The following is a 12,228-nucleotide window of genomic DNA, read 5'->3' on the forward strand; positions in this document are numbered from 1 at the left end:
ATGGCGCACATGAGTGAAGAACTGGTCATCGAAGCGCTGGATATCCACAAGTCTTTCGGTGACCTGGAAATTCTCAAGGGCATTTCCCTGCAAGTGAAGCGCGGTGAAGTGGTGGTGCTGATCGGCGCTTCCGGTTCCGGCAAAACCACCTTTATCCGCTGCATCAACCTGCTTGAAGACATCCAGTCCGGGCAGATCCGTGTCGGCGGTCGGCCAATGGGCTACCGCACCCGGGCCGATGGCAGCCTGGCCCGCGACTCGGAACGCAACATTGCCCGCCAGCGCCGGGACATCGGCATGGTGTTCCAGCGCTTCAACCTGTTCCCGCACATGACGGCCCTGGAAAACATCATCGAGGCGCCTATCCAGGTGCTCGGTGTGCCTCGCGCGGCGGCGGTGGAACAGGCGAGGGCGCTGCTCAAGCGCGTCGGGTTGGCGGAGAAGGCCGATCACTATCCGTCGATGTTGTCAGGTGGCCAGCAGCAGCGGGTTGCCATTGCCCGGGCGCTGGCCATGAAACCCCAGGCGATGCTGTTCGACGAGCCCACCAGCGCCCTGGATCCGGAGACGGTCGGCGAAGTATTGCAAGTGATGAAGGAACTGGCCGAGGAGGGCATGACCATGGTCGTGGTCACCCACGAGATGGGTTTTGCCCGCGAGGTGGCTGATCGGGTGGTGGTGCTCGATCAAGGTGAACTGATCGAGCAGGGGCCGCCCGAGCAAATCTTCAGCCAGCCGAAGCACGCCCGTACCCGAGCATTTCTCAGCCGCGTGCTTTGAGACCGTCAAACCCATTTGTGTGAGTCCTGCCATGTTCAAGTTTTCTGCCCATGAGTATCCCTACGCCTCACAACGCCAAAGTGTCTTCGCTAAACGCGGCATGGTCGCCGCCTCACAGCCATTGGCCGCCGAAGCCGGGATTGAAATGATCCGTCGCGGTGGCAATGCCATCGATGCGGCCATTGCCACGGCCGCGGCCCTGACGGTGGTCGAACCCACAGGTTGCGGGATTGGCGGCGACGCCTTTGCGTTGGTCTGGACGCAAGACAAGCTGCACGGCCTGAACGCCAACGGTGCCGCCCCGCAAGCCCTGAGCATCGAGGCGGTGAAGGCGGCCGGTCATGAAAAAATGCCCTTGCATGGCTGGACGCCCGTGACCGTGCCGGGTTGTCCATCCGCCTGGGCAGAGTTATCCACGCGTTTCGGTCGTCTGCCCTTTGCCGATTTGTTGCAGCCAGCGATTAGCCTGGCGCGGGATGGATTTCCGGTGTCGCCGGTGGTTGCGTTGCAGTGGCAAACCGCGCTGGAGGACTTCACCCCTGATCGTAGCGACGTACTCGAAAGCTGGTTCGAAACCTTTCTGATCGACGGCCGCGCACCGCGCGCGGGCGAACTGTTTCGCAACCCGGCCCAGGCACGCACCTTGAGCGAACTGGCGGCCACCGGTTGTGAAAGCTTTTATCGCGGGGCGCTGGCGCAACGACTGGACGCTCATTCACGCGCCACCGGCGGCTATCTGCGCGCCAGTGATTTGCAAGACTACCGCGCCCAGTGGGTCGAGCCGATCAAGGTCAATTATCGCGGTGTCGACGTCTGGGAGATTCCACCGAGCGGCCAGGGACTCGTGGCCTTGATGACGCTGAAGATTCTCGAAGGATTCGCTTTCGACCACCGTGACAGCCAACAGACCTGGCACCGTCAGCTTGAAGCCATGAAGCTCGCTTACAGCGATGGGCTGCACTACATCACAGATCCACAGCACATGCGGGTCGCCGTGGACGATTTACTGAGCGACGCCTATGCCAGCCAGCGCCGGGCACAGATCGGCGAACACGCGGCGGCACCGCAACCGGGCGACCCCCATGCCAGTGGCACCGTCTACCTGGCCACCGCCGACGCCGACGGCAACATGGTTTCATTCATCCAGAGCAATTATCACGGTTTCGGGTCCGGCGTGGTGTTGCCGGACAGCGGCATCGCCCTGCAAAACCGTGGCGAAGAGTTCAGTCTCGATCCCGGCCACGCGAATTGCCTGGCACCCGGGAAAAAGACGTTCCACACCATCATTCCCGGGTTTCTCAGCAAGGACGGTGAGGCGCTGGGGCCTTTCGGCGTGATGGGCGGCTACATGCAGCCGCAGGGGCATGTGCAGATGGTCATGAACCTGGTGGATTTCGGGCTCAACCCACAAGCGGCCCTGGACGCGCCGCGCTGGCAGTGGTTGGGCGAAATGAAGGTGGGTATCGAGCAGGACGCTTCGCGAGACATGGTGGCGGCACTGGCACGGCGCGGGCACGAAGTCGAGGTGGTGTGCGATCGCACGAGTTACGGGCGTGGCCAAATCATCCTGCGCGACCCTGTCACCGGTGTCTTATGTGGCGGGACCGAGCCGCGAGCGGACTCGCATATAGCCGTGTATTGATGACCTGAGGGGGGCGTCCTCCTTGACGCCGTCGCAGCTTAGAGATTGTGCGATTGATTCTCAAGTGCTATTTGCCATTAGTTTGCCCCAATGACATAAGGCCTCTCTTGCCAACTAACATTGTTTTGATATGATCCGCGCCATCGAATTTGCGACACATCAAGACTTCATTAGCCTGAAGCCATAAGCCAGAAAACTGGCAAAAAAAGACCCGGCAAAAAGCCGGGTCAAAAACCGTGATTAGCCTGATGAGGAGATAGTCCAGGAGACCGACCTAAGGTCCCCTGGTCCATCAACTGATCTCGCGACCAGCTGATGTAATAATAATCATTCTCGTTTGCAAGTCAAACGATTTTGTCTGCGCGTCAGGAAAATTCTTTCCTGTCCTTCTGTACAGCACCTTCCTCTTAGCCGTTCTTGCCGCCCTCCAGGGAGCGGTTCACCATTGCCTTTGCCATGTCGATCATATGCACGGTCGAGAGCGCCAGGTCTCGATGCGCACCGTGCAGGTGGCTGGCTGACTCGTAGGCGGTGGCGGCGGCGCAACGCAGCAGCCCTGAAGCATGCACCAGAGCTTCCTCGATGCTGACGTTACGGTTCACGTCAAAGAGATGCTCCTGAACTGCTTCCTCTGCAACAGCTGGTTTCAAGTAGTAATCCAGCGCTCGCTGTGCGGCGGCTGAGCCCTGGGGTGAGGTGAGGGACGTATCGATTTGCATGTCGGGCAAGTCGTTGCTGGGTGGATTCATGGTCAAGGCGAACTCCGTGATAAATTCAGATCCGTGAACTCATCCTAATACGTTACGTATTTGTGACAATAGTATTAATACTACATTTTGTGTTTTGCTGGGCGAGGGCCGCCACGTATCGTGCCGCACATGGATAAATGGATAGCATTGGTCAAGGCCAAGATGAGTGAGCTCAAGATCACTCAGGAAATACTCGCCGACCGCCTCGGGATGTCCCAGGGTGGTATAGGGCATTGGCTGACAAAACGCCGCCAGCCCGGCATCGACGACATGAATCGTGTGCTGCAGGCCCTGGGCCTGGACTTTCTCGAAGTGGCGCTGGTGATTCGCGAGCCTGGGCAGGAAGAGGACGACGAGGTTTGCCTGACGCAAAAGTACAACCCGTACTTTCGCTACCCGGTCAGTGACTGGCGGGACACCGCGCAGGTGCGCGATGGAGAGCGGGCGCCGTACCGTTTCGAACTGTCCGACTACCACGCCCGAGGCGCGGCGTTCTGGCTGACGGTGGTTGGCGATGCCATGACCGCACCCAGCGGCCCCAGCGTGGCCGAGGGCATGATGATCCTGGTGGATCCGGACGTGGACGCGGCGCCAGGCAAACTGGTGATCGCGCAATGGCCCGACAGCAGCGAGGCGATTTTCCGCAAGTTGAGCGAAGAGGGCGGGCAGCGTTACCTGGTCCCGCTCAATCCGACCTATCCGAAAAGCCTTTTCACCGACGAGTGCCGAATCATCGGCGTGGTGGTCCAGGCGACCGTGAAGTTCTAGTCAGGCCGGCCCGCGCCATGCGCAGGACCGGCCTGCCTGTCAGGCTTCTTCCAGTTCGACCAGCGCACTGCCTTCGCTGACCATCTCGCCTTCCTGGCAATACAGCGCCTTGATCACACCGGCGTGGGGTGCGCGGATGCTGTGCTCCATCTTCATGGCCTCCAGCACTACCAGTTGCGTCCCGGCCTCGACCGATTGCCCGGCCTCCACCAGCACGCGCACGATGCTGCCGTTCATGGGGGCGGTGAGTCCGCCGTGATGGGCGTGACTGGCTTCAACGGCGGTGATCGGGTCGTAGGTCTCGATGCGGCGCAGTTCGCCTTCCCATTGCAGGTAAACGTGGTCGCCACGGCGGATCGCCCGGTGCTGACGGCGCACGCCATCGTGCTCGGTCAGCAAGTGCTCGCCTGTGAGTCGAGCGCTGTGGGGCTGGGGGTTGCTTAGCGTCAACGCGCGGTCCTGGCCCTCGCAACTCAGGTGCAGGGTGATTTGCGCGGGCAAGCCGGCGCGCAGGCCGTTGCCGATAGCCCATGGCGAGCTCGGGTCATCGCTACGCGACGGGTTGAGCAGGCTCTGCGCAAATGCCTGGGCGGCGGCTTGCCAGAACTCGTCGCTGAGCGCCGCAGGCTGTGGCAACAGCTGCTCCTGGTAGCGCGGGATGAACCCGGTATCGAGTTCGGCCTGGGCAAACGCCGGGTGGCCGATGATTCGCCGCAGGAAATTGATGTTGGTCTTGAGCCCGCCAATGGCGAATTCATCGAGCATGCTCAGCAAGCGCAAGCGCGCCTGTTCACGGTCCTCGCCCCAGGCAATCAGCTTGCCGAGCATCGGGTCGTAGAACGGCGAAATCTCATCGCCTTCTTCAACGCCGCTGTCCACCCGGCGACCGGCACCCGGCGCGGATTCGCGATACAGCTCCAGGCGACCGGTAGCGGGCAAAAAGTCGTTGCCCGGATCTTCGGCATACAAGCGCACTTCAATCGCGTGACCGATCAGCGGCACCTGATCCTGGGTCATTGGCAAGGCTTCGCCGCGGGCCACACGGATCTGCCAGGTCACCAGGTCGAGGCCGGTGATGGCTTCAGTCACCGGGTGTTCGACCTGCAGGCGCGTGTTCATCTCCATGAAGAAGAACTCGCCGCACGCATCCAGCAAAAATTCCACGGTGCCGGCACCGACGTAACCGATGGCCTGCGCCGAACGCACGGCCGCTTCGCCCATGGCGCGGCGCAGTTCAGGGCTCAGGCCGGGCGCCGGCGCTTCTTCGACGACTTTCTGGTGCCGACGCTGAATCGAGCAGTCGCGTTCGTTGAGGTACAGGCAGTTGCCGTGCTGATCGGCGAACACCTGGATCTCCACGTGACGGGGTTTGAGCAGGTATTTCTCCACCAGCATCCGCGAGTCGCCGAACGACGATTGTGCTTCACGCTGCGCCGAGGCCAGGGCTTCGGCCAGCTGGCTGACGTCCTCGACCACTTTCATGCCCTTGCCGCCGCCACCCGCGGTGGCCTTGAGCAGCACGGGGTAGCCGATGCGTTCGCAGGCATCGCGGAAGGTCTCGAGGTCCTGGGCTTCACCGTGATAGCCCGGTACCAGCGGCACGCCGGCGGTTTCCATCAAGGCCTTGGCCGCGGATTTGCTGCCCATGGCATCGATGGCCGAGGCGGGCGGACCGAGGAAGATCAGGCCGGCGGCTTCGATGGCGCGGGCGAACCCGGCATTTTCGGACAGGAAACCGTAGCCGGGATGGATCGCCTGGGCACCGCTGGCCTTGGCGGCAGCGATCAGCTTGTCGATTTGCAGGTAACTGTCGGCGGCCTTGCTGCCGCCGAGGTCGACACGGATATCGGCTTCACGGCTGTGCCGGGCATCGCGGTCGGTGGCGCTGTGTACGGCCACGGTGGTCAGGCCCAAGGCCTTGGCGGTGCGCATCACCCGGCAGGCGATTTCGCCGCGGTTGGCCACCAGCAGGGTAGTGAGGACAGGTGCGCTCATCAACGCGGCTCCTTGGTGGTGGTTGCGGCTTGCCAGCTCGGCGGACGTTTTTGCAGAAAGGCGCGCAGGCCTTCCTGGCCTTCGGCGCTTACTCGGATGCGGGCGATGGCGTTCTCGGTGTAGCGTCGCAGGGACGGGGTCAGCGTGCCGTCGCCGACTTCACGCAACAGGTCCTTGCTGGCGCGCATGGCGGCTGGACTGTTGAGCAGCAGGTTGTCGATCCACTGTTCGATTTTCTGTTCCAGCTCGGCCGTCGGGTAACTCTCCGACAACAGGCCGATCTCCCGCGCCCGTTGCCCGCCGAAACGCTCGGCGGTCAAGGCATAGCGGCGCGTGGCGCGCTCGCCGATGGCTTGCACCACGAACGGGCTGATCACTGCCGGTGCCAGGCCGATACGCACTTCCGACAGGCAGAACTGCGCGTCATCGGCGCCGATGGCCATGTCACAGCAACTGATCAGGCCCAGGGCGCCACCAAACGCCGCGCCTTGCACCACGGCCAGGGTCGGGATTTTCAGCTTGGCGAGGTTGTACATCAGCTCCGCCAGCTCTCGGGCATCGTCGAGGTTGGTTGCGTAATCGAGCTCGGCCGATTGCTGCATCCAGGCCAGATCGGCACCCGCACTGAAGTGTTTGCCGCGGCCACGCACCAACAGGAAACGCAGGTTGGCATCGCTCGCTACCTTGTCCAGGGCGAGGATCAGTTCGCGGATCATCTGGGCGTTGAACGCGTTGTTCTTTTCTTCACGGCTGAGCCACAGCGTGGCAAAGCCACGAGGGTCGGTCAGCAGTTCGAGGGTGTTGAAGTCGCTCATGTTCATCCGTCTCCACGGTCCTTGTGGGAGCAGGCTTGCTCGCGAAGAACGATAACGCGGTGCATCAGATGAACCGCGGTGAATCCTTCGCGAGCAGGCTCGCTCCCACAGAAAATCACATCCGGAACACGCCGAAGCGGCTCGGTTCGATTGGCGCGTTCAACGACGCGGACAAGGCCAGTGCCAGTACGTCGCGGGTCTGGGCCGGGTCGATGACGCCGTCATCCCACAAGCGAGCGCTGGAGTAGTAGGGATGGCCCTGTTCTTCATACTGGTCGAGGATTGGTTGCTTGATCTCGGCTTCCTGCTCGGCGCTGAAAGCCTGGCCGGCACGTTCGGCCTGCTCGCGCTTGACCTGCACCAGTACCCCGGCCGCCTGTTCGGCACCCATCACGCCGATGCGCGCATTCGGCCACATCCACAAAAAGCGCGGATCGTAGGCCCGGCCGCACATGCCGTAGTTACCGGCACCGAAGCTGCCGCCGATGATCACGGTGAACTTCGGCACCTTGGCGCAGGCCACCGCGGTCACCAGTTTCGCGCCGTGCTTGGCGATGCCGCCGGCTTCGTATTTCTGGCCGACCATGAAGCCGGTGATGTTTTGCAGGAACAGCAGCGGGATGCCGCGCTGACAAGCCAGCTCGATGAAGTGCGCACCTTTCTGTGCAGCTTCCGCGAACAGGATGCCGTTGTTGGCGAGGATGGCGATCGGATAACCGTGCAGGTAGGCAAATCCGCAAACCAATGTGGTCCCGAACAAGGCCTTGAACTCGTCGAACACCGAACCGTCCACCAGCCGCGCGATGACTTCGCGCACATCGAACGGTTGCTTGGCATCGGCCGGCACGACACCGTACAACTCGTCGCTGCTATAGAGCGGGGCGATCGGGGTGCGTTGCTGCACTTCACCCAGCTTGCGCCAGTTGAGATTGGCAACGCTACGACGCGCCAGGGCCAGGGCGTGTTCATCGCTTTCGGCGTAATGGTCGGCCACACCGGAAATCTTGCAGTGCACATCGGCCCCGCCCAGATCTTCGGCGCTGACCACTTCACCCGTCGCGGCTTTCACCAGCGGTGGGCCGGCAAGAAAAATCGTCGCTTGCTCGCGCACCATGATGGCCTCGTCGGCCATGGCCGGTACGTAGGCGCCGCCCGCGGTGCAGGAGCCCATGACCACGGCAATCTGCGGGATGCCCTGTGCGCTCATGTTGGCTTGGTTGAAGAAGATCCGCCCGAAGTGTTCACGGTCCGGAAACACTTCATCCTGGCGCGGCAGGTTGGCGCCGCCGGAATCCACCAGATAAATGCACGGCAGACGATTCTGCTGGGCGATGGTCTGGGCGCGCAGGTGCTTCTTCACGGTCAGCGGGTAGTACGAGCCACCTTTTACCGTGGCATCGTTGGCGACGATCATGCACTCGACACCTTCCACCCGGCCGATCCCGGCAATCACGCCAGCGGCGGGAACGTCTTCGCCATACACCTCGTAGGCCGCCAGTTGGCTGATTTCCAGAAAAGGCGAGCCAGGGTCGAGCAGGCGGTTGATGCGCTCGCGGGGCAGCAGTTTGCCCCGGGAGGTGTGGCGTTCTTGCGCTTTCGGGCCGCCACCTTGTGCCACTTGGGCCAGCAGGGTGTGCAGGGCGTCGACCTGTTTGAGCATCGCCGCGCTGTTGGTCGCGAACTCCGCCGAACGGGGGTTGAGCTGGGTATGCAGGATAGCCATGGACAGCTCCGTTTAGCGGGTTTCGTTGAACAGTTCGCGGCCGATCAGCATGCGACGGATCTCACTGGTGCCCGCGCCGATCTCGTACAGCTTGGCGTCACGCAGCAGGCGACCGGCCGGGAATTCGTTGATGTAGCCGTTACCGCCGAGAATCTGGATCGCGTCGAGAGCCATTTGCGTGGCGCGCTCGGCGCTGTAGAGGATCACGCCGGCGGCGTCCTTGCGGGTGGTTTCACCGCGCTCGCAGGCCTGGGCCACCGCGTACAGGTAAGCGCGGCTGGCGTTGAGCTGGGTGTACATGTCGGCAACTTTGCCCTGGATCAGCTGGAACTCGCCGATGCTCTGGCCGAACTGCTTGCGGTCGTGGATGTACGGCACGATCAGGTCCATGCAGGCCTGCATGATCCCGGTCGGGCCGCCGGACAGGACGACACGTTCGTAGTCGAGGCCGCTCATCAGCACCTTCACGCCGCCGTTGAGCACGCCGAGGATGTTTTCTTCTGGCACTTCGACGTCATCGAAGAACAGCTCGCAGGTGTTCGAACCACGCATACCGAGCTTGTCGAATTTGTTGCTGCGGCTGAAGCCTTTCCAGTCGCGCTCGACGATGAAGGCGGTGATGCCGTGGGGACCTTTTTCCAGGTCGGTCTTGGCGTAGATCACGTAGGTGTTGGCGTCCGGACCGTTGGTGATCCAGGTCTTGCTGCCGTTGAGCACGTAGTGATCGCCGCGTTTATCGGCACGCAACTTCATCGAGACCACGTCGGAGCCGGCGTTCGGCTCACTCATGGCCAGGGCGCCGATGTGCTCGCCGCTGATCAGCTTCGGCAGGTATTTGGATTTCTGTTCGTGGTTGCCATTGCGGTTGATCTGGTTGACGCAGAGGTTGGAGTGCGCACCATAGGACAGGGCCACAGAGGCCGAGCCACGGCTGATTTCTTCCATCGCGACAACGTGCGCCAGGTAACCCAGGCCGGCACCGCCGTACTCTTCCGCCACGGTAACGCCCAGCAGGCCCATGTCGCCGAATTTGCGCCACAGGTCGGCGGGGAACAGGTTGTCGATGTCGATCTGAGCGGCGCGGGGGGCGATCTCTTTGGCGACGAAGGACTGAACCTGATCGCGCAGCATGTCGATGGTTTCACCGAGGGCAAAATTCAGGGATGGGTAGCTCATGGGTCACCTTTTGGCTTTTTTGTCGGTTGGTGAGTCAGTCAATCGGCTCTCACCTTTACGTTAACGTAAACCTGTGACGAAAGGCTGTCAATCGCCCTTTACGTTAACGTCAACTTGAGCGAGAGTAGAGGCAGTTCAAGATAGAACGCGCAACCATTTTGTGGGAGCGCGAGTAGCCCATTAATAAAGACAATAGGGGTCGTCATGGATCAACCCAGTGCAAGCCCGCAACGCAGTTACACCCGTGGTTCCCAGGACAAAGCCTTGTTGGCGATGACCATCGGCCAGGCGTTCGACAATACGGTCGCGCAGTACCCGGCCGGGGAGGCGCTGGTGGTGCGCCATCAACAGCTGCGCTACACCTGGCGGCAACTGGCGGATGCGGCAGACCTGCATGCCAGGGCGCTTCTGGCGCTGGGCCTGCAGGCCGGCGACCGTCTCGGCATCTGGGCCCCGAACTGTGCCCAGTGGTGCATTACCCAGATTGCCACGGCGAAAATCGGCGTGATCCTGGTCAACATCAACCCGGCCTATCGCAGTTCCGAACTCGAATACGTGCTGAAGCAGTCCGGCTGCCAATGGCTGGTCAGCGCCGGTGCTTTCAAGAGCTCCAACTATCACGCCATGCTGCAGGGCCTGGTGCCGGAGCTGGCGGAGCAAGCCATCGGCAAATTGCACAGCGAGCGCCTGCCGGAATTGCGCGGGGTCATCAGTCTCGACGCGCAGCCGCCGACGGGTTTCCTGCCCTGGTCGCAACTGACCGAGCTGGCGGGCAGCGTTTCGGTCGAGCAATTGCATGAGCGCCAAAACAGCCTGCACTTCGATCAGGCGGTGAACATCCAGTACACCTCTGGCACGACCGGCTTCCCCAAGGGCGCAACCCTCAGCCACTACAACATTCTCAATAATGGCTATATGGTCGGCGAAAGCCTGGGCCTGACCGCCATCGACCGGTTGGTGATCCCGGTGCCGTTGTACCACTGCTTCGGCATGGTCATGGGCAACCTCGGTTGCATCACCCACGGCAGCACCATGATTTACCCAAGCGACGCATTCGATCCGCTGCAGACCCTGAGCACCGTCGCCGAAGAAAAAGCCACCGCGCTCTACGGTGTGCCGACCATGTTCATCGCCATGCTCGATCAGCCGCAACGCGCCGAGTTCGACCTGTCGAGTCTGCGCACCGGAATCATGGCGGGAGCGACTTGCCCTATCGAGGTGATGCGCCGGGTCATCAATGAAATGCACATGAGCGAAGTGCAGATTGCCTACGGCATGACGGAAACCAGCCCGGTGTCGTTGCAGACAGGTCCCTCGGACGACCTGGAGTTGCGCGTGACCACCGTCGGCCGCACCCAGCCACAGCTGGAAAGCAAAATCATCGACGAAGCGGGCAATCCGGTGCCCCGTGGCACCATCGGTGAGCTGTGTACTCGCGGTTACAGTGTGATGCTCGGTTATTGGAATAATCCGCAAGGCACGGCGGAAGCCATCGACCAGGCCGGCTGGATGCACACCGGTGATCTGGCGAGCATGAATGACGAGGGTTACGTGTGCATTGCCGGGCGCAACAAGGACATGATCATCCGCGGCGGCGAGAACATTTATCCGCGCGAACTGGAAGAATTCTTCTTCACCCACCCGGCGGTGGCCGATGTGCAGGTGATCGGCATTCCTTGCTCGCGTTATGGCGAAGAGATCGTTGCCTGGATCAAGTTCCACCCCGGCCATAGTGCCACCGAACAGGAGCTGCAAGCCTGGTGCAAGGAGCGCATCGCGCACTTCAAGACACCGCGTTACTTCAAGTTCGTGGAAGAGTTTCCAATGACCGTTACCGGCAAGATCCAGAAATTCAGGATGCGCGAGATCAGCATCGAGGAGTTGCGCATCAACAAGGCGTGACACAAAACCTGTGGGAGCGAGCTTGCTCGCGATAGCAGTAGGTCAGTCGACATAGATGTTGAATGCCTTACCGCCATCGCGAGCAAGCTCGCTCCCACAGGGTTTTACATGATCTTCAGAATCGCAGACAGCACAAAGGGGAGCCGAAGCTCCCCTTTAATTTTCGTTGCGCGTGCTCTTTTTTTATTATTGAGGGGCGGTCTGTTTTTGTTTTTGGTGACCGTTGACCCTTTACCGCTGTTTTTTGTCGATCCCCATCCGGGATCAAGAGCAAACGTATTTTTTTGAGCGCTGATCTACTTTTTCGCTGAGCGATCCAACCAGTTCGGGAGCTACCTGAAGGTAGTTTTATTGTTCTCTGCCCGGTTGCGGGTAACTCCGAAAAGCACCCTGAAAAGCACATCCTCTCCAAAAAAATCTGTTAGCTGCGTCTCTGCCGTGTTGTTTTTGTTATGTCAGAGTCGTTACGTCTTGTTTTTATTGGGTTTGCCGCAATTTTTTTATTCTTGTTATGCGATAGATATAGCAGAAGCCGTGCCAACTTTTAAAAACCCTTTAAAAACAGGTGCTTAGGTTTTTATAAGGTTTTCGGCCTCAGGGAAAACCCTACATTCTGTTTCCGTGTTACTCGCTTGCGCCCACGTTTCCGCGGCTGCGGTAACACCCCCACACACCTGC

The 12,228-nt window shown here is 60.9% G+C and carries 9 protein-coding genes; 4 read left to right on the forward strand and 5 right to left on the reverse strand.

Annotated features, from left to right (window positions below; translation table 11 throughout):
* Positions 1-780 carry an amino acid ABC transporter ATP-binding protein gene (locus tag ACA054_RS10695; protein WP_497689353.1) on the forward strand — a complete coding sequence of 260 codons (780 nt, stop codon included), beginning with the start codon at positions 1-3 and terminating at the stop codon, positions 778-780.
* Positions 781-811: 31 nt separating this feature from the next.
* Positions 812-2,422, forward strand: coding sequence for a gamma-glutamyltransferase family protein (locus ACA054_RS10700; protein ID WP_497689354.1), 1,611 nt, complete (start codon positions 812-814; stop codon positions 2,420-2,422).
* 407 nt (positions 2,423-2,829) lie between these two features.
* Here ACA054_RS10700 and ACA054_RS10705 read toward each other — a convergent pair whose 3' ends face one another.
* Positions 2,830-3,171 carry a DUF6124 family protein gene (locus tag ACA054_RS10705; RefSeq protein WP_497689355.1) on the reverse strand — a complete coding sequence of 114 codons (342 nt, stop codon included), beginning with the start codon at positions 3,169-3,171 and terminating at the stop codon, positions 2,830-2,832.
* Positions 3,172-3,300: 129 nt separating this feature from the next.
* Here ACA054_RS10705 and ACA054_RS10710 point away from each other — a divergent pair, with 129 nt between their 5' ends.
* The gene (locus ACA054_RS10710) at positions 3,301-3,939 is read left to right on the forward strand and encodes a LexA family protein (protein ID WP_497689356.1); all 639 of its coding nucleotides are present in this window, start codon (positions 3,301-3,303) and stop codon (positions 3,937-3,939) included.
* 39 nt (positions 3,940-3,978) lie between these two features.
* Here ACA054_RS10710 and ACA054_RS10715 read toward each other — a convergent pair whose 3' ends face one another.
* From ACA054_RS10715 to ACA054_RS10730, 4 genes are all read right to left on the reverse strand, one after another.
* Positions 3,979-5,934 (reverse strand): acetyl/propionyl/methylcrotonyl-CoA carboxylase subunit alpha, encoded by a 1,956-nt coding sequence (locus ACA054_RS10715; RefSeq protein WP_497689357.1) that lies wholly within the window; start codon positions 5,932-5,934, stop codon positions 3,979-3,981.
* The gene (locus tag ACA054_RS10720) at positions 5,934-6,749 is read right to left on the reverse strand and encodes a gamma-carboxygeranoyl-CoA hydratase (protein ID WP_497689358.1); all 816 of its coding nucleotides are present in this window, start codon (positions 6,747-6,749) and stop codon (positions 5,934-5,936) included. Before ACA054_RS10720 ends, ACA054_RS10715 begins: the two co-directional genes overlap by 1 nt.
* Before the next feature lie 115 nt (positions 6,750-6,864).
* The gene (locus tag ACA054_RS10725) at positions 6,865-8,472 is read right to left on the reverse strand and encodes a carboxyl transferase domain-containing protein (RefSeq protein WP_497689359.1); all 1,608 of its coding nucleotides are present in this window, start codon (positions 8,470-8,472) and stop codon (positions 6,865-6,867) included.
* 12 nt (positions 8,473-8,484) lie between these two features.
* A complete protein-coding gene (locus tag ACA054_RS10730) occupies positions 8,485-9,648 on the reverse strand; it encodes an isovaleryl-CoA dehydrogenase (protein ID WP_497689360.1) in 1,164 nt (387 codons plus the stop codon).
* A 204-nt stretch (positions 9,649-9,852) separates the two neighbouring features.
* Here ACA054_RS10730 and ACA054_RS10735 point away from each other — a divergent pair, with 204 nt between their 5' ends.
* The gene (locus ACA054_RS10735) at positions 9,853-11,550 is read left to right on the forward strand and encodes an AMP-binding protein (RefSeq protein WP_497689361.1); all 1,698 of its coding nucleotides are present in this window, start codon (positions 9,853-9,855) and stop codon (positions 11,548-11,550) included.
* Positions 11,551-12,228: the final 678 nt, after the last annotated feature.

The organism is Pseudomonas sp. LBUM1653 (genome assembly GCF_059716115.1).

Coding starts and splice junctions, on each gene's coding strand:
- ACA054_RS10695 (WP_497689353.1), top strand. CDS start 1: ATGGCGCACATGAGTGAAGAACTGGTCATCGAAGCGCTGGATATCCAC.
- ACA054_RS10700 (WP_497689354.1), top strand. CDS start 812: ATGTTCAAGTTTTCTGCCCATGAGTATCCCTACGCCTCACAACGCCAA.
- ACA054_RS10705 (WP_497689355.1), bottom strand. CDS start 3,171: ATGAATCCACCCAGCAACGACTTGCCCGACATGCAAATCGATACGTCC.
- ACA054_RS10710 (WP_497689356.1), top strand. CDS start 3,301: ATGGATAAATGGATAGCATTGGTCAAGGCCAAGATGAGTGAGCTCAAG.
- ACA054_RS10715 (WP_497689357.1), bottom strand. CDS start 5,934: ATGAGCGCACCTGTCCTCACTACCCTGCTGGTGGCCAACCGCGGCGAA.
- ACA054_RS10720 (WP_497689358.1), bottom strand. CDS start 6,749: ATGAGCGACTTCAACACCCTCGAACTGCTGACCGACCCTCGTGGCTTT.
- ACA054_RS10725 (WP_497689359.1), bottom strand. CDS start 8,472: ATGGCTATCCTGCATACCCAGCTCAACCCCCGTTCGGCGGAGTTCGCG.
- ACA054_RS10730 (WP_497689360.1), bottom strand. CDS start 9,648: ATGAGCTACCCATCCCTGAATTTTGCCCTCGGTGAAACCATCGACATG.
- ACA054_RS10735 (WP_497689361.1), top strand. CDS start 9,853: ATGGATCAACCCAGTGCAAGCCCGCAACGCAGTTACACCCGTGGTTCC.